The sequence below is a fragment of the Paramuribaculum intestinale genome, assembly GCF_030759015.1.
Classification (GTDB): Bacteria; Bacteroidota; Bacteroidia; order Bacteroidales; family Muribaculaceae; genus Paramuribaculum; species Paramuribaculum intestinale.
On sequence record NZ_CP098825.1, the window covers coordinates 1,583,279 to 1,601,601 of the forward strand.

General features: G+C 54.9%; 15 protein-coding genes. 7 read left to right on the top strand and 8 right to left on the bottom strand.

Annotated elements, in window-relative coordinates; translation table 11 throughout:
• Positions 1-62: 62 nt before the first annotated feature.
• Positions 63-1,250 carry a serine palmitoyltransferase gene (spt, locus tag NF347_RS07060; protein WP_107035225.1) on the bottom strand — a complete coding sequence of 396 codons (1,188 nt, stop codon included), beginning with the start codon at positions 1,248-1,250 and terminating at the stop codon, positions 63-65.
• 116 nt (positions 1,251-1,366) lie between these two features.
• A complete protein-coding gene (locus NF347_RS07065) occupies positions 1,367-1,855 on the bottom strand; it encodes a type I restriction enzyme HsdR N-terminal domain-containing protein (RefSeq protein WP_370364454.1) in 489 nt (162 codons plus the stop codon).
• Positions 1,856-1,912: 57 nt separating this feature from the next.
• On the opposite strand from NF347_RS07065, the gene holA reads away from it, so the two are divergent.
• The gene (gene holA / locus NF347_RS07070; protein ID WP_107035227.1) at positions 1,913-2,953 is read left to right on the top strand and encodes a DNA polymerase III subunit delta; all 1,041 of its coding nucleotides are present in this window, start codon (positions 1,913-1,915) and stop codon (positions 2,951-2,953) included.
• 4 nt (positions 2,954-2,957) lie between these two features.
• On the opposite strand, the gene NF347_RS07075 is transcribed toward holA, so the two are convergent.
• Complete coding sequence (locus tag NF347_RS07075; protein WP_107035228.1) at positions 2,958-3,659, bottom strand: porin family protein; 702 nt, start codon at positions 3,657-3,659, stop codon at positions 2,958-2,960.
• Entirely contained in the window at positions 3,659-5,746 is a 2,088-nt protein-coding gene (locus tag NF347_RS07080; protein WP_107681334.1) for a LysM peptidoglycan-binding domain-containing protein, read from the bottom strand. The genes NF347_RS07075 and NF347_RS07080 overlap by 1 nt, the downstream gene beginning before the upstream one ends.
• Before the next feature lie 68 nt (positions 5,747-5,814).
• Here NF347_RS07080 and NF347_RS07085 point away from each other — a divergent pair, with 68 nt between their 5' ends.
• On the top strand, positions 5,815-6,369 hold the full coding sequence (locus NF347_RS07085; protein WP_107035230.1) for a DNA alkylation repair protein: 555 nt from the start codon (positions 5,815-5,817) through the stop codon (positions 6,367-6,369).
• Between the two features lie 12 nt (positions 6,370-6,381).
• On the opposite strand, the gene NF347_RS07090 is transcribed toward NF347_RS07085, so the two are convergent.
• Positions 6,382-7,299: a DMT family transporter gene (locus NF347_RS07090; RefSeq protein ID WP_161553748.1), complete on the bottom strand. Its 918-nt coding sequence runs from the start codon at positions 7,297-7,299 to the stop codon at positions 6,382-6,384.
• A 244-nt stretch (positions 7,300-7,543) separates the two neighbouring features.
• Between NF347_RS07090 and NF347_RS07095 the strand changes: the two genes are divergently transcribed.
• Positions 7,544-8,254, top strand: coding sequence for an OmpA family protein (locus NF347_RS07095; RefSeq protein WP_237612976.1), 711 nt, complete (start codon positions 7,544-7,546; stop codon positions 8,252-8,254).
• Positions 8,255-8,385: 131 nt separating this feature from the next.
• Here the strand turns inward: NF347_RS07095 and NF347_RS07100 are convergent, their stop codons facing one another.
• A complete protein-coding gene (locus tag NF347_RS07100) occupies positions 8,386-10,257 on the bottom strand; it encodes an ABC-F family ATP-binding cassette domain-containing protein (RefSeq protein ID WP_107035303.1) in 1,872 nt (623 codons plus the stop codon).
• A 104-nt stretch (positions 10,258-10,361) separates the two neighbouring features.
• Here NF347_RS07100 and NF347_RS07105 point away from each other — a divergent pair, with 104 nt between their 5' ends.
• Positions 10,362-11,294, top strand: a complete 933-nt coding sequence (locus NF347_RS07105) for an ABC transporter ATP-binding protein (RefSeq protein ID WP_107035233.1) — start codon at positions 10,362-10,364, stop codon at positions 11,292-11,294.
• Between the two features lie 3 nt (positions 11,295-11,297).
• Positions 11,298-12,614: an ABC transporter permease gene (locus tag NF347_RS07110; protein WP_107035234.1), complete on the top strand. Its 1,317-nt coding sequence runs from the start codon at positions 11,298-11,300 to the stop codon at positions 12,612-12,614.
• 378 nt (positions 12,615-12,992) lie between these two features.
• On the opposite strand, the gene NF347_RS07115 is transcribed toward NF347_RS07110, so the two are convergent.
• Together NF347_RS07115 and NF347_RS07120 are read right to left on the bottom strand one after the other, a co-directional pair.
• Positions 12,993-14,045, bottom strand: a complete 1,053-nt coding sequence (locus tag NF347_RS07115; RefSeq protein WP_161553747.1) for a GNAT family N-acetyltransferase — start codon at positions 14,043-14,045, stop codon at positions 12,993-12,995.
• A 154-nt stretch (positions 14,046-14,199) separates the two neighbouring features.
• Positions 14,200-15,720: a DUF4301 family protein gene (locus NF347_RS07120; RefSeq protein WP_107681332.1), complete on the bottom strand. Its 1,521-nt coding sequence runs from the start codon at positions 15,718-15,720 to the stop codon at positions 14,200-14,202.
• Between the two features lie 158 nt (positions 15,721-15,878).
• On the opposite strand from NF347_RS07120, the gene NF347_RS07125 reads away from it, so the two are divergent.
• Both NF347_RS07125 and NF347_RS07130 read left to right on the top strand, forming a co-directional pair.
• The gene (locus tag NF347_RS07125) at positions 15,879-16,457 is read left to right on the top strand and encodes an L-threonylcarbamoyladenylate synthase (RefSeq protein WP_107035237.1); all 579 of its coding nucleotides are present in this window, start codon (positions 15,879-15,881) and stop codon (positions 16,455-16,457) included.
• An 83-nt stretch (positions 16,458-16,540) separates the two neighbouring features.
• Entirely contained in the window at positions 16,541-18,298 is a 1,758-nt protein-coding gene (locus NF347_RS07130) for a chloride channel protein (RefSeq protein ID WP_107035304.1), read from the top strand.
• The last annotated feature ends 25 nt before the right edge of the window (positions 18,299-18,323 follow it).

Below are 18,323 nucleotides of genomic sequence, written 5' to 3' on the forward strand. Positions count from 1 at the left end.
GTGGCCGACATGTGCGGGGACTGCTGTATCGATATCGTGCCTGACGCCCGGCTCTGAATGGTTTACTTAATTATGCCGTGGGCGCGGAACACCTTCTGTATCTTTTCAAGCGCCGTGGTCACCTGATCCTTGGAGTGTGTGGCCATGAGGCTGAAACGAATCAGGGTATCGTGGGGAGCGACAGCCGGCGAAACGACCGGATTGACGAAGATGCCCTCCTCGAGAAGGTCGCGTGTGATGGCGAATGTCTTGAAATTGTCGCGCACGAAAAGCGGTATGATCGGCGTCGACGTGTGGCCTATCTCGCAGCCCATGTTGCGGAAACCGTCGAGAGCATAGTTGGTAAGCTCCCAGAGGTTTTCCTGACGCTCAGGCTCGCTCTGCATGATCTCCATGGCCTTGAGAGCCGCGGCAGTCGATGCCGGAGTGATGCTTGCAGTGAAGATGTAGGAGCGCGAGTGATGACGGAGGAAGTTGGTGATCTCCTTGTCGGTGGCTATAAATCCGCCGAGCGACGCAAACGACTTGGAGAACGTGCCCATAATGAGATCTACATCGTCGGCCACGCCAAAATGATGGCAGACGCCACGTCCGCCCGGACCGAACACGCCTATGCCGTGCGCCTCGTCGACCATCACGCTCGCATCGTATTTCTTCGCAAGCTCCACGATGCCCTTCACGTCGGCCACGTCGCCCTCCATTGAGAACACGCTGTCTGTAACGATGAGCTTCACTTTGTCGGGATCGCATTTCTGGAGCTGCTTCTCAAGCGATACCATGTCGTTGTGCTTGTATTTGAGCGACTGGCTGAACGACAGACGACGGCCTTCGATGATCGAGGCATGGTCCTGTTCGTCCCAAAGGATGTAATCCTCGCGGCCCGTCAGAGCCGATACCACTCCGAGATTCACTCCGAAGCCGGTAGAGTATATCATCACATCCTCCTTGCCGATATATTCGGCTATCTTGTGCTCCAGTTCCTTATGCAGATCGAGCGTTCCGTTGAGAAACGGCGAGCCGGCACATCCGGTGCCATACTTGCGTGTTGCTTCTATGGCGGCTTCCTTTATCCGCGGGTCGTTGACCAGACCGGTATAGCAGTTGGAGCCGAACATCAGCACCTTGCGTCCGTCGATGGTGACCTCGGGATCCTGCTCGCTCGAAATAGCCCTGAAATAAGGATACACCCCGGCCGCTTTAGCTTTCTGGGGCTCAATGTATTGGGCAAGTTTGGATTGTAATAATTTCATTTTCTCTAACGTTGAGTGACTTCTGTTGTAATGCCATCAAGGCACAATCAGGCTGCAAAGTTACAAATTTCCGACAAAACAGTAACAATCCGCTCTGATTTTTTTGCACTATTTCTTTACTTCTGTGCAGTTTGCCGGTCAAAAACCGCAAGCATTCCGGTCAGCTGTCCATACGACGGGACTTCAGACAGAAACCGATAGGTGCCATCAGGACAATAAATACAACAATAATGTAAAAGCCCGTTGCTGACCATCAGCGCCCGCGCCCGAAGCACCAAGTTGTAACGTGCTATCTGATCAAACACACGCTGGCTTATAGTCACGGAAGGCGCCTTATACTCCACTACAACGAGCGGACGCAGCGAGCGGTCGTAGATTATCGTGTCGCAGCGCCGGAGCGTGCCGTTGAGCCGCAGACCCACCTCATTGGCCATCAGGCTCGCCGGATATCCGAGCGCCCCTGTCAGCCACGCCACAAAATGCTGACGCACCCACTCTTCGGGAGTGAGCGCTACCCATCGGCGCCGCAACGGATCGTAAACCTCCTTATACTCTGCCATCATGCGGATGTCAGGTGCTGCCGCCGGCAGATTTAACGCTGGAATATCTGTCATGTCGGAAATATTGCGTAAATTTACACAATAATTCTGACAAACCACAATATGGCGGCCGCTACATCACCCACATTCGACCAGATGATGCGCTCCGTACGCGACGGAGCGCCGAGCAGCGTGTATCTGCTTCATGGCGAGGAGAGCTACTTTATCGATGAACTCGTCAGGCGGTTCGAGAACATACTGCCCGAAAACGAGAGAGCCTTCGACATGACGGTGGTGTATGCTCCCGACACCACTCCGGGAGCGATTGCCGACACATGCCGGCGTTTTCCTGTCACTGCCAAGCGCCAGGTGGTGATCGTGAAGGAGCTGCAGAGCGTTGATTCGCGGTGGAGATCAAAGCTGTGCGCTTATCTTGAAAAGCCATCGCCCACTACCCTGCTCGTCATGGCGTCGCGTGGCGAGGCCGTGAAACCTGCCGAGGTGGTCAAAGCTGTCAAAAAAGGGGAAGGAGTGGTGTTCGAGAGCACACGTCTGCGACCCGCCGCGATCGCCCCGACCATAGAGGCGCTTGTGCGCAATGCCGGACTCCATATCGAACCCAAAGGGATAGCGATGCTTACCGACTACATCGGCGTGGATGCGGCCAAGCTCTACAACGAGATCGGGAAAATGGCCATGATACTCGGCAAAGGAGCCACGATCACTCCCGAAAGCATCGAACGCAACATCGGAGTCAGCAAGGACTACAACAACTTTGAGCTGATCGACGCCATTGCCTCGAAAGACGCACGCAAGGCATTTGCCATAGCCGACTATTTCGCCAAAAATCCAAAACCCAACCCTACGGTGGTCACCATCGCGGCACTGTTCACATTTTTCTCCGACCTGCTCATCGCACACTTCACCAAGGACAAGTCGCCCTCGGGACTGAAAAGCGCCCTGGGGCTGAAATGGGACGTGCAGCTGAAGAAATTCAGCATAGCACTCCCCAACTATAATGCATTCAAGGTAATCGAGATCATATCGGCCATCCGCAAGGCCGACGTACAGTCGAAAGGGGTCGGGTCACGTCAGAACGCAGCCGACCTGCTCCACGACCTCATATTCAGGATTCTCACCTGTCAGGGCGATATCTCGTTCTGAGAGATCACTTCACCCGAAACATATATCCGAGCGAAACCTCTATCGAAGTGCAGCGCGATGCCGAAAACGGATCGCGCTTCTTCGACGAGAAGATGCTGCCCAGGCCGAAATAATACCGTCCCTCAAGCATCAGACTGTGACGGCGGGCAAACACAAATTCCACGCCAGCCCCGCCGAGGATGCCATAGTCCATACGGTTTTTGACCGGAAGAGTCATCTGCTCCGTTTCGCGGTAGCGGAACGGAGAGTCTGGACCCATATCGGGATTGGCGTAATCAAAGTCTGACCTGATGCCGCTCGAGAGCATGTAGCTGACCGAGGGTCCAAGATTGACAAATCCCTTCACCCGGTCAGTGCCGAAATAAATATGACACAAAACCGGAAGGGTAATATACGTGAGAGTACGCTCGTAGAGCCACTGACCCTCGTCCTTCTCAAACCCCTCTTTCCATCCGCGCTGTGCGACACACAGCTCGCCGACAAGACCGAATATATTCTCCTCGGTGTAACGGGCCGTCAAACCGGCTGTCACACCCTGCACAAGAGCCTGCTTGACATGGGGTGAAAACTGCATATTTGAAAACGTGGCGCCCGCCTTGCCGCCAAGATAGAACTTCGGCTCATACTGGCGCTGGGCCGATGCCGACGCCGCGGCGGCCACGACTGCGGCCGCCGCGATCAATGATCTGAACAACGAAATCTTCATCAGAGTGATATTTTGTCAATCAGACCGCTCGGACGGAAATTGATCAGATACAGCTGATCGTTGACCCAGCCCCCCTCAGGCACACGGATGAAGTTGAACCCGTTCTGTAGGCCGACATGCGATGCCGGTGTTTCGGACTGCTGCGAGCGGAGCCAATTGATCACGAACAGTCCTGTATCATAACCGAATGTACCCTGACGCGGAACATAGTTGGCCATCGGCTCTCCATACCAGCGCTGGAAACCTTCATCAACCCCGCGCATAGCCGGATCGTCGGGAACAGTATAAAAACGCGAGAATACTACTGTGTTGAGTTTATGCATGTTGACCAGCGTTTCTCCGCGGAATGTGATCCACTCCGGATATCCGAATATCCTTACCGGATCAGACTGAGACGACTTCTCGCGAAATTCAGATATGGCGCCGGTCAGACGGTTGAGTTCGGCCTGACGTCCGCTCACGGGTATGAACACATATCGTCCATCCTGATCGAGCTGCGAAAGATCGTTCAGACGCAACACATTGTCGAATGTCACCTGATGATACTGACGACCCTCCATATCCATACGATGTTTCAGAGCGGTGACAAACTCCGCCTTGTCGTCGGGCGACTCGCTGTGGCTCACTATCACCGGCGTATACTCCCCGCAATTACGGAGCAGCCCTGTGATGGCCTTGTCATACATCATCGAGTGAGGTATATTGCCCTGCATCATCGATGGATTGCTTCGGTATGTGGTATCTTTCACCACAAAAAGATTGAGCACATTGAGACCCTTGACACGAGCGAAATTGCCGAGCATCGACAGCTGCGTCTCGTCGTCGGGCGCGATAATCACTCCGGCAGCGGTCAAAGATGAATCCCGGAGCAACGAACCCACACGCATGGCAGAGTCTTCGGTATCGAAAACACTCACATTAATAGGAGTGCCACAGCGGCGCATCGTATCGACAGCGAGCAGAAATCCTTTGTAGAACTCAGTATAAAGCTGCGCCTTCTTAGGCTGCTGTGACTGATTGAGCATCAGCGGAAGCATAAGCGCCACGTTCACCTCCTGACGGCCGGCAGTCTGCACGGCCGAAGGCACGTCGTCGGCCGCCACCGGATTCTCGCCGGGGACGGCCATGGTGGGATCGATATTGTCAGAAGAATTATTATCCTCGTCACCATTATCAGAGGATGCGACCTGACCGGCAAGCGGTATATTGAGTATCATTCCTTCCTTGAGCACGCCGACCTCGGGATTGGCTTTTTCAAGCTCCTCTATGGTCAGACCGTTGGCATGGGCTATCGAATAGAATGTTTCCTTGCTCTTCACCCTGTAACGCCCCATTACGACATCGGCACCAGAAGCCGGAGCCACCTGGCGATGCTCTACATTGGACGCCACTGCCTCACCGGCCGGCGACGACGATACGCCTGGAACGAGTATGGTCTGTCCGGCTTCGTAATGTCTCTCGTCAAGCCCGGGATTAAGAGCCAGCAGAGTGCTGACTGTAGTGTTGTGATTGACAGCTATGCGATAGAGGCTCTCCTTTTCTCCTATACGGTAGGTGACGGTCGGAGCCGGTGTGTCGACAACCTTCGGCGAGCTTTGTTGCGGAATTTCAGAAACGGAAGCTGACGGCTCAGACGTGCGGGAATCCGCCACGGCAAGCGTTGCCGGACGATATGTCGGATCACTGACTATCAGCACCTGATCCTTGCGTATGCCGTCGCGTGCCTGCGGATTCCATTCGATCAGCTGATCGGTGGTGATACCGTATGCGCGCGCGATGCCATAGATGGTTTCTTTTGACTGGACCGTATGGCGGCGTGGTTTCCATGTCGATGACTCCACCGGGAAATACAATATCTGTCCGGCTCTCAGACCGTCGCGCACAGATGGATTGGCCTTCTCTATCTCCTCGCGCGATATGTGAAGCTTGCGGGCTATGGAGTAGACCGTTTCACCCTGCGCCACCTCATAGTAACGGCAGTCGCGGCCATTGACCTGCTTTACGGGCAGATTGTCAAGACCGTCGGAAGCAACCGCCGCCAGCGTCACAAGCGCGGCCGCTGCAAAATATATCAGTCGTCTGTTCATGCGTTATTTGTCAGTGTTGGATTGATTCGATTGGCAAAGTTACGTATTTTTTGACTAATTTTGCGCTCATGACACAATTCAATCCGCTACAGACCATAAAACGTCGTTTTTTTGCAATGCGCAACGGCATTGTCGCCGACACGCTGCGCAAAGCCGGATCGCCCTACCGCATCATATTCGGCCTTAATCTGCCGCAGATTTCCGAGATAGCGCGCGTCACCGGCTGCAACCACGAAATGGCCGAAACGCTTCTGGCCGACAACCACACGCGCGAAAGCCAGCTCATGGCTTCCATGATAGCCGATCCGGCCATGATCGACCACGACGAGGCCACTCGCTGGTGCGACGCCATGCTGTCGGCAGAGGCGGTCGATGTGTTGTGTCTGAAACTTCTCCGACGCATATCCGATCCGGTGAACACTGCCATCAGGTGGACGACCGAAACATCACCCGAAAACGCCCCTTTGCGGCGATATGCCGGAATAAGGCTGATGTGGAATCTCATACCACAGCATTCGCCCTCTCTGCGCCCGGTTGCGGCCGAGGCAGCCCGTCAAGGAGGCGATCACGCCGCACTGGCAGCCCGTCTGGTAGAAGAGATCGACTTTCTCGCCGGAGAGTAAGCGCGTCGCAGATCAGCGACTCCGCGAGCCAAGACGGTCGCCGGCTATGACACCGCCCAGTATAAGAGCGCATCCTACGCAGCCGATCAGCGAAATTTTCTCGCCAAGCATCACAGCCGACAGCACCAGAGTGACCACCGGACAGAAATACATGTAATTGCCTGAAGTCACCGCACCAAGGCCTTTGACAGCCTGTCCCCACAGGAGATACGCTATCATGGAGCAGAACAGACCCAGAAAGAGCAGATTGAACAGCACTTCCGTTTCGAGCATACGCGCCATCGGAAAATGCTCGCTTTCCATAAAGAAGAAGGGCAATGCGGTGACAATGCCATAGAAAAACGTCTTGCGTATTATGAACCAACTGCTGTAGACGGTGCTCAACGGACGAAGAACTATCGAGTAGACCGCCCAGCAGAGCGCGGCGAGCAGAGCAAGCATGTCGCCCAAAGGATTTACCTGAAGATTCATGCTCGAATTGAATATCACGCACCCTACGCCGACGAGAGCCACGAGCGAACCGGCCATCATGGCTCTGGATATGCGTTCGCTCTTATAAAGAAGAGCCACCATCACTACGGTGATCAGAGGCGACGTGGACACCAGCAGCGACACATTGCTCACCAGAGTATATGTCACGGCGGTATTTTCGGCTATGAAATATACCGATCCGCCACAGATGCCGCAAAGAGCGAATTTAAGCTCGTCGCGCCACGAATTCGAAACGAACGGCCTCGGGCAGAACAGAAAAGTGCATAAATATGCCAAAACAAACCTATACACATAAATCTCCACTGCCGACATGCCGCACTGCAGCAGCACCTTTGTGGAAATAAATGATGCTCCCCAGGCGCTAACCGCCAGAAGAGCACCCAGATGGTATATCACACCGGAACGTGATTCTCTGTGATCTATGTTGAAATAAGCCATGCGGATCGGTGGTTTATGTCGTTTCAGGTTGTTAGCGACTGCAAATATACGCATTATTTATAACATAATCATAGCATTTCCCCACTATTTCCCGACCACCGTCCGCACTGCCCTAAACACAACATAGGCGATGGATCTAAACCAACAGCGCCACGAATACGTTCTCAAACTATAAGTTGGATTTTTTTCTTAACTTTGCAGACTCATAACCGACAAATGTGAAATTTATTAAATGATTCGAAAAATGAAAAAGACTCTGAAAATCATGGGAGCAAGTGTCATGGCACTTTGCCTGCTCATAAGCGCCGGCTGTAGCAGCATGACCAATACCGGCAAAGGAGCACTTATCGGCGGTGGCGGCGGAGCCGCCCTTGGAGCCGGTCTGGGCGCTATCATAGGCGGCGGCAAGGGCGCGGCTATCGGCAGCGCTATCGGAGCCGGCGTCGGTGCAGGCGCAGGAGCGCTCATCGGCAAGAAAATGGACAAGCAGCAGCAGGAACTGCAGCGCGAACTGGCCGAAAAGGCTCAGGTGGAAGAGGTTAAAGATCAGAACGGACTCCAGGCCATCAAGGTGACATTCAGCTCCGGCATCCTGTTCCCCACCAACGGTACTACCCTCAGCACATCGGCACGCAATGACCTGACGCCGTTTGCCACATCGCTGCTCAACAATCCTGACACAAACGTGCAAATCTACGGCTTTACCGATGATACCGGCACAATGGCTGTCAACACACGTGTGGCCGACGGACGTGCCAACGCCGTGCGTCAGTTCCTGCTCAACAGCGGAGTCGCAGCCAACCGTCTGACAGCCGAAGGCATACCCATGGCCGACTATGTGGCTTCCAACGCCACTCCCGAAGGGCGCCAGCAGAACCGTCGTGTGGAGATCTACATCACTGCAAGCAAGCAGATGATCGAACAGGCCGAAGCCGGCACGCTATCCATGCGCTAAGCCTCACACGCCCATAGGCAACGTAACATACGGGTACACACCCGATCAAAGACAACAGAAGCCATCATCTCCGCAAGGAGAGGTGGCTTCTGTCATATATATATCCGTACCGGCCTGTATCGACCCGCTGGTCAAGCTTTTTCCGAAAGTTCGAGCCATCGCATCTCTTTTTCGTCAAGAGCCTGCATCACAGCCTGGTATCTGACCGATGCCGAGGCAATCTCTTCGGAGGACGCTCCTGAGTTGAATAGAGCCTCGAGCTGCGACTTCTCGTCATTGAGATCCTCAAGTTCGGCTTCAAGCGACTCAAACTCTCTACGCTCCTTGAATGTCAGCTTCTGCCGCTCCGGCTCCGACCGCTGCTTTTCCCTGACCGGTTCGGAAGCCGACTGTTTCGACGACGCCTCCGTATCGCGCTGCCTTTCGTCCTCCCAGGCTCTCCACTCCGTGTAGTTGCCGGGGAAGTCATACACTTCGCCGGTGCCGTCGAGCACAAACAGATGATCGACGATCGAATCGAGAAAGAATCGGTCGTGACTTATCACTATAAGACACCCCTTGAACTCCGCAAGATACTCCTCAAGTATGCCGAGAGTCATGATGTCAAGATCGTTGGTCGGCTCGTCGAGTATCAGGAAGTTGGGCGACCGCATCAGCACCGTTGCCAGCTGCAGCCGGCAACGCTCTCCCCCGCTGAGCGTGCGTATATACTTCTGCTGCTCCGACGGCTCAAACATAAACCGCTTCAGCCACTGCATGGGCGAATACCGCGCTCCCCCGTCGTTTACGCTCACCTCCTCGGCATAGTCGGTGATGGCGTCGATCACCCGCTTGTCGGGGTCAAACTCCATTCCCTCCTGGCTGTAGTAGCCGAAGCGCACCGTTTCGCCTACATTCCATCTGCCGCCGTCCTGATCCACCAGACCCATGAGCATCTTTATGAATGTGGATTTGCCGGCACCGTTGCGGCCTATGATGCCAAGCTTCTCGTAACGCGCGAACACGTATGAGAAATCACGCAGGATCACCTTGTCGCCGAAGCTCTTGGATATGTGTTCGGCCTCGAATATCTTTGACCCTATATAGGAGGAGTCGACATCAAGATTGACCTTTCGCTCCGACAGGTTGACCATGGAGCGTTTGCGCAGATCATGATAGGCGTCGATACGGTACTTGGCCTTCCCGGCTCTTGCCTGCGGCTGGCGGCGCATCCACTCGGTTTCGCGCCGCAGAGTGTTGCGCACGCGGTCGAGCTCGGCAGCCATAGCCTCATAGCGCTCCTCGCGCCGCCGCAGATAATATTCGAAATTGCCGTCGTAGGAAAACAGTTCCTGACGGTCGATCTCGATTATCCGGTTGCACACACGGTCAAGAAAATATCGGTCATGAGTCACCATGAGCAGCGTGGCCCGCGACTTGGTGAGATATGCCTCAAGCCACTCTATGACGTCGAGATCCAGATGATTGGTAGGCTCGTCGAGTATGAGCATCGAAGGCTCGTCGAGCAGCGTGGCCGCAAGCGCCACGCGCTTACGCTGTCCGCCCGAGAGATGATCCATAGGCTGGGAGGTGTCATTGATGCGCAGCTGCGCGAGCAATTGCGTCAGGCGGTCCTCGAAGTTCCAAGCCGAAGCTTCGTCCATGCGGTGCGTGGCCTCGGCTATAAGCATGTCGTCGCCACTCGCAAGAGCCTTGCGATAGGCACCCACAGCCTTTGCAGCCGGAGTGTCGGCCATCAGACAGGCATCAAGCACGGTTGTACCGGGACTATACACCGGCAACTGCGGCAGATAGCCTATGCGCAGGCCGCTCCGCGCCGTCACCGTACCGCTGTCGGGAGCTTCCTCCCCGGCTATGATACGCAGCATGGTTGACTTGCCAGTGCCGTTTTTGGCCACAATACCTATTTTGTCGCCCTCATTGATGCCGAAAGTGACATCAGCGAAAAGCATCCGGTCGCCATAGCTTTTGGTCAGACCCTCTATCTGCAGAAACGAATTCAGTGCCATACCACAAAATTAGACAATTTTTGGCGTGCCGTGAAATTTTCACAGGTTATATGCGTCAAATTAAAATAAAGGAATAACTTTGGACAAAATTTCATGCAATGGACAATATACTTGAAGTAATCGGTGTAAGCAAGCACTATACCGGCCACAAAGCCCTCGACGACGTAAGCATAAGCATCGCCCCGGGCACTGTGTACGGTCTTCTCGGACCCAACGGAGCGGGAAAGACCACCCTCATCCGCATCATAAACCATATCACGGCTCCCGATAGCGGCACCGTGATGTTCGACGGCCATACTCTGACGGCCGACGACGTCAGCCAGATAGGGTATCTGCCGGAAGAGCGCGGACTATACAAGAAAATGAAAGTGGGCGAACAGGCCATATTCTTCGCCCGTCTCAAAGGACTTTCGAAAGCCGACGCCACGACGCAGCTCAAGCGATGGTTTGACAAATTCGGCATTTCCGACTGGTGGGACAAAAAGATAGAAGAACTGTCAAAAGGCATGGCGCAGAAAGTGCAGTTCATAGTCACGGTGCTCCACCGTCCGAAACTGCTCATATTCGACGAACCGTTCTCCGGATTCGATCCCATCAACGCCAATCTGCTCAAACAGGAGATACTGCAGCTGCGCGACGAAGGCAGCACGATCATCTTCTCGACCCACAACATGGGATCGGTCGAAGAGATATGCTCCGACATAACCCTTATCAACAAGGGCAAGAACATACTTACCGGCAATGTCGACGAACTGCGCCACCGTTTCAGCGACGGACGCTGCTCGCTCACGTTCACAGGCGATCCGCGCCTGCTTATGGAGCGCCTGCAGCCGATGTCGAGCGAATTTTTCCTCGACGAGCCGAAGGGCGCCGAGCAACGCCTCGAGCTCAAGCTGGCTCCAGAGGTGAAACTGCGCGACGTGATAGCAGCCGCCAACGAGGCGACCGACCTGATCGAAGTGGGACGCGTGATGGCGTCGATGAACGACATTTTCATTAAAACCGTAAAACAAACCGAAAACAACGACTGACCTATGGCAAACAACATATCGCTCGTCATACGACGCGAGTTTCTCGAACGAGTAAAGAAAAAGAGCTTTATCATCACCACCATACTTATGCCGGTGTTCATGCTCGCCATGATGGCCGCTCCGGCACTCATCATGATGGTGACAGGCAGCGAAGAACGCGGTATTACGGTGATCGACGAAACCGGCACTATCGGAGCACGGCTGCAGAGCGACAAAGAGACACACTTCACTCTGCTCGAATCCACTCCGCTCGACTCTGCGCTGGCCGATACAGAAGTGGCCGGAGTGCTCTACATACCGGCAGGTATCATGGACGGCAAGGTGAGTCCGCGTCTTTACACCAACGGCTCGTCGTCGATAGCGCTCGAAAACAATGTCAGCTCGCAGATCGACGGCATAATCGAGGAGGAGCGCCTCAAGCAGTATGACATCGAGAATCTCGACAAGATACTCGAAGAGGTGCACAGCGACGTGAAACTGATGAGCATCCGCAACGACAAGGAGGATGGCGAGTCACAATCGGCCTCGGCGGCCGTCAGCTATCTGATAGGCATCATACTGACATTCCTGCTCTACATGTGTCTGCTGCTCTACGGACAGATGGTGATGACGAGCATCATCGAAGAGAAAAACAACCGCGTACTCGAGATCGTCGTGTCGTCGGTCAAACCTACGCATCTCATGCTCGGCAAGATCTGCGGCATCGGTCTGGTAGCCGTCACGCAGATACTGATATGGGGAGTGCTCATAGCCGCGATGTCGGCCTTCGTGCTGCCTGCCATAATACCAGACACGGCTCTGACGGAAATGTCGGCGCTCAATGCCGGCACACTCGATGCCACCAGCGCCAGCATGGATGTGGAAATACTTCAGGCCATGTCGCTCATGAGCAATGTAGGCTACATACTCCAGCTCTTCGGGCTGCTGATACTCTTCCTGACAGGAGGATTTCTGCTCTATGCGGCCATATATGCTGCCATAGGCTCGGCTGTCGACAATATCCAGGACGCAAGTCAGCTTCAGTCGTTTGTCATATTCCCCATAATCATAGGCATCATATTCGGCATGACGGCTGCAAGCGACGCATCGTCGCCGGCCGCGATATGGACCTCGTTCATTCCGTTCACCTCACCGATGGTGATGATGGCCCGCGTGCCCTCGGGCATACCTATGTGGGAGATTGGCCTGTCACTGGCTATACTCTACGCAAGCTTCCTTCTGATGGTATGGATCGCCGCAAAGATCTACCGCGTCGGCATATTCATGTATGGCAAAAAACCCTCTATAAAGGATCTCATACGCTGGGCCCGATACAAATAAGCCCAACGTCGCGCCTATACATCCGGCGCATCCATAAACGGAAGCAACCATAAAAAATGGCGCCGTGTCACAATCATACTGACACGACGCCATTTTTTCAATTTTCCGGTTGATCAGCTATCCGGCTCGAATTTGATATATTGACCACCACCTACTCAAGCTTCTCCACATCCGAAGAAAACATACGTCACCCTGACGTTTCAGCCTCTTGGCGCTCTTCCAGTCGTTTTCCATTATAGCCTAATAAACCGACTCCGGGATTGTAGTGCACAGCGCCGCGTGCTGGGTCACACTCATATTGATGCAGGCCGATTCCATATACATGTACACCTTCTCGCACATCGGGTTGTCATCACGCACATACGTCACATAGACGCGTCACAGCACTGGTCTTACCGAGGGAAAACCGAGAACCGAGCCGATTTTCGGTGAAGAGAACGCCATGCGGCACAACACTTCGGCAGTTATGTCGAATGCCGGAGCGTCTGTCCGCTCGTCGGCCAGATACAGCGAGCCATTCTCGATCACATAGTAGTGGGAATTGTCGGGTATGATCCGATCGGTGACGCGCATCGTGGTGCACAATTCGGGATAAGCGGCAGCGACTGCCGACAGACACCGACCCACATCCACGATACGGGCCATGCCATACCCGTAAAGATGTCTGTTTCCGTCGCCCGGCAGAGCCATTATCCTCACGGCCACATCATGATACATGCGCCGAAGCTCATGCATCGCCGCCCTGATCGCTTCCGTATCAACACCGAGCAGATCGGTGACAGTCAACAGCTCACCGTCGGCCGACAACGAGGCCCACGCCATAGACACCACACGCCCTTCACTATCGGCCATAGCCACAAACGACTCCGTAGCGTCAGCGCCGATCGACTCCATGACACGACGCTGGAAATCCGTCCGAGAAACGATTAATGTGCACGGCCGCTGCATCTCCATTTCACGGAAAGCCATGTAGACTTCATCCGATGCCGGATTATCGACCGGATGATAACCGTGCCCGTTGCCGAATGTGTGTAACGACGTAAAGCGCTGTATGTCGTGATAAAAAACCGTCGAAAATCCCCAGCGACCGAAAAGAAAGCTGAGCCAGTCGTGCGTAGGCACAAGTGCCGCAATCATATCGCCGCGACGGCGAGCCGCTTCAAGCGCCGACATCATAAGTTCCGACATAAAGCCGTTGCCGCGCGAAGACCTGCGCGTGGCGCAGTGCGATATCATTGAAAGACCGACCATTTCGCCGTGAAACAGGAAATCGAAGCGACGCATCTCGAGCGTACTGACCGGCTGACCGCCCTTCTCGAGCAGCAGTATGTCGTTATCGTCACAGACCGCATCAAGCATCCGGCTGATGCGGGTATCGGAGTAGCCGAAGCACTCCTTCCATATTTTACGTGCAGCGTCTTTCTTTTCCATGACCATAGTAAATATCCATCGGGGGCGAGGCGGAGATCGCCGGGATTGGCCATGAAACACTCCACCCGTCCATAGTGATAACAACAGCGGCTCCGTAAGGTTTTTACGGAGCCGCTGACTATCGTTTAATCCCGGAAAGATTCCGGGCGTCAGGTCACTGATGGGCCGGGCGCAGAAGGTCGTTGACCGTCTTGACGGGATTGAAGGTTTCGACCGGCACCTCCACAAAGGCCGTATTCCAGTCGCTCATGGCGCCGTTCCACAGTCCGGGGAGTTCGAGCGCTTTCAGCTCCTTGCCGTGCGACGACTTGGAGGAGATGAAGCCTGTGGCCGGATCGGTGTGTGCCGTCAGGTCATAGTTGTCGCCATGACGATCTTTGATGTAGCATACCAGATCCACCGGATTGAAATGTGTGGCCGACTTGAGCATGGCCATATATTCCGGATTGTTCTTGTCGATCTGATGGCTTTCAAGTATCTGCAGCGAAGCCGAGCCGTCGGGATTGACAGCTACGAACGGACCGCCGCCCGGCTCACCCTCGTTGCGCACCATGCCGCACACACGCAGAGGCCGGTCGAGTTTGTCGTGGAGATACACGGCGCGATGAGGTATATCCATCTTGGTGAAATTCTTGTCGGAGAGCGACAGACGGTCGCGCATGAACACGAAAATCTCGTCAAGCAGCGGTTCGTCATACTTTCCGTCGGCGAGAGCCATCTGATATTCGACAATCCTGTCGCGGAGCTGCATCATATAGCCGGCAATGACCTCTTTATAACGCACCGTGGGCTGACGGAGCGCGTCGGGCACCACATTGTCGATATTCTTTATGAACACCACAGCCGAGTCGATGTCGTTGAGATTCTCTATGAGCGCTCCATGTCCTCCGGGACGGAAGAGCAGCTTTCCGTCCTCACGGAAAGGCGTGTTGTCGGGATTAGCGGCCACTGTGTCGGTCGACGGTTTCTGCTCCGAGAGCGAAATATTGAATTTCACTCCGGTGCGCTTCTCTGTGGCCGGCAACACCTCGGCTATCTTCTCCTCGAAAAGCTTGCGGTGATTGGCCGAAACAGTGAAGTGAAGATTGACCGTTCCGAGCGAATTGGCTGCTGTCTGGGCGCCTTCGGTCATCTGCTCCTCGAGCGGAGTGCGCGATCCGTCGGCATACTTGTGAAACTTCAGCAGACCTTTAGGAAGGCCTCCATAGTTCATCCCTTCAGGCTTGATGAGAGCAGAGATGAGTTCTTTTATGCGACCGGCGGCTATCAGCTCGCCGGCTGTGACTCCATAGAGCTTCACTGCCGTGGCGTCGAGCTCGGCGGCAAATGGCAGACGGGTGAAATTTTCCACAAGCTGAGCCACTGGCGAGCCGGGCGCCGGAGTGTCGTCCTCGCCGTCGACAAACTCAAACAGAGCCTTGAACATGCGGGATGCGGCTCCAGAAGCCGGCACGAACTTGGTGACCTCGCCACCCTCTGCAAGATAACGGTGCCAACGCTGACGGGCTTCCTCCTCCTGCTGAGGCGAAAGCAGAGTTATGCCGCGTCCCGGACGGGCGGCAGCTAAAATATCGAGAAACGGGAATCCTTGTTCGAAGCGTCGTAGCTGTGCGTCGAGCTGTGACTCAGTGATGCCTTTGGCCTCAAGCTGTGCCAGATCTTCAGGTTGTAACATGATATTGATATTGTTGGTTTATAATTTCCGGTCAACGGTCGCCGTAAGCCCCCACACAGAGCTTCAGGCAATCCGACCCCAAAAGTAAAATATTTTTTCGTAACATACGCTATGGCCCGACGGTTTTTTTTGCTATTTTTGCAGCATATTGACAAAATATGACGAAAGAAACAATAACCGACCTGGAATCAGCAGCCGACATCCTCAAAAAGGGCGGAGTAATCCTCTATCCCACCGACACCGTATGGGGCATAGGCTGCGATGCCACACGTCCGGAGGCCGTGGCGCGCGTCTACAGCATCAAACACCGAGTCGACTCCAAAGCGATGATATCGCTCGTGAGCGATGTGGCCATGCTGGAACGATGGGTCAACGAAATACCCGAAGCCGCCATGCAGCTTGCCAAAGTGGCTGTCAGGCCGCTGACCATAATCTATGACCGTCCGCGCGGACTGGCGCCCGGACTTCTCGCCCCCGACGGAAGCGCAGCCCTGCGCATCGCTTCCGACGAATTCTGCCAGAGCCTGTGCCGCCGTCTGCGCCGTCCGTTGGTGTCGACTTCGGCCAATATCAGCGGAGAGCCCGCTCCGGCCTGCTTCGCCGACATAAGCGAAGAAATCAAAAGCGCTGTCGACTACGTGGCCACCAGCCGTCGTCAGCAGTCAGAGAGCGGTGCACGTCCCTCGTCAGTAATCAAGATCTCCGATGGAGGTGTCATCAAAATCATACGCCCGTGACCGACCCTACGACCGATAAAGGCACCAGCGATGCCACGACTTACAGCGACGTGCGTCACAACGGACGCGCCCACAACCTCTTCATGAAGTTTCTCACCTGGCGTGAGAAACATGTCAAGGAGAAGACATTCGTCATCTTCGTTTCGCTGATAGTTGGCATACTCGGCGGTCTGGCCGCACTCCTGCTCAAGACGCTGATACATCTGATCTCGTCGGCTCTCACATCGCACCTGTCGATAACCGGAGGCAACTGGCTGTTTTTCATCTATCCGGCAGTGGGAGTGCTCATCACCGCTCTGTTTGTGCGCTATGTGGTGCGCGACAACATATCCCACGGTGTCACCCGGGTGCTGCATGCCATATCGCAGAACAAGAGCCGCCTGAAACGCCACAATACCTACACCTCGCTCGTGGCAAGCTCAATCACCATCGGCTTCGGCGGATCGGTCGGAGCCGAAGGCCCGATAGTCTACACCGGAGCCGCCATCGGATCGACGCTCGGCTCATGGCTGCGCATGTCGCCGAGGGTGCTGATGATCCTTGTGGGATGCGGCGCGGCGGCAGGCATAGCCGGAATTTTCAAAGCCCCGATAGCCGGTATGCTGTTCACACTCGAGGTGCTGATGATCGACCTGACCACCGTTTCGGTGATGCCGCTGCTTATCTCATCCATCACGGCCGCCACGATAGCCTACATCTTCACCGGCTACGACGTGGAGTTTTTCTTCGTGCAGAGCGAACCGTTCATGACCGCCCGCATCCCGTTCGCCATACTGCTCGGGGTGTTCACCGGACTCGTGTCGCTCTACTTCACCCGCGTAATGAACCTGATGGAGAACACCTTCAGAAAGATCAACAATCCGTGGTGGCGACTCGGTGCCGGCACCGTGCTGCTCTCTACCCTCATATTCCTGCTGCCGCCGCTCTACGGCGAAGGCTACGGATCGATCGTTGCACTGCTCAGCGGCAATATCTCCAGCATAGTCGACGGATCCATATTCTATTCCGACCGCGACAATGTGTGGTTCATATTGCTGTTTATCGGCATGATTATCATGGCCAAGGCATTCGCCACATCGGCCACCACCGGAGCCGGCGGCATAGGAGGCACGTTCGCGCCATCGCTCTACGTAGGGTGCATGGCCGGATTCTTCTTCGCCTATCTGCTCAACGAACTGTTCGGACTCGATCTGTCGGTTAAAAACTTCGCTCTGATGGGCATGGCCGGAGTGATGTCGGCCGTCATGCATGCACCGCTGATGGGCATCTTCCTGACGGCCGAACTGACCGGAGGCTACGAGCTGTTTCTGCCGCTGCTCATAGTGTCGACCCTGTCGTATGGCACTATCAAACTGTTCGAACCTTACAGCATCTACGCCATGCGACTGGCACAGCGCGGCGAGCTTCTGACCCACCACAAGGACAAGGCTGTGCTCACGCTGCTGAAAGTTGACAACGTGATCGAAACCGACTTCATGCCTGTCGACCCCAACATGAACCTGAAGGAGATGGTGGGTGTAATCTCGCGCTCCAACCGCAATCTGTATCCCGTGCTCGACAAAGAGGGCCGCCTGCAGGGAGTGGTGCTGCTCGACGAAATCCGCAACATCATGTTCCGCCCCGATCTCTACCGACGCATGTATGTCGACAAATTCATGAGCATACCCCCCGGACGGGTCGTCATCGGACAAAGCATGGAACAGGTGATGAAGACCTTCGACGACACAGGAGCGTGGAATCTGCCGGTGGTGGAACCCGACGGCACCTACGTAGGCTTTGTCAGCAAATCAAAGATCTTCAACTCCTACCGGCGGGTGCTCCGGCACTATTCTGAAGACTGACAGACAACAGAAAACATCGGACTGA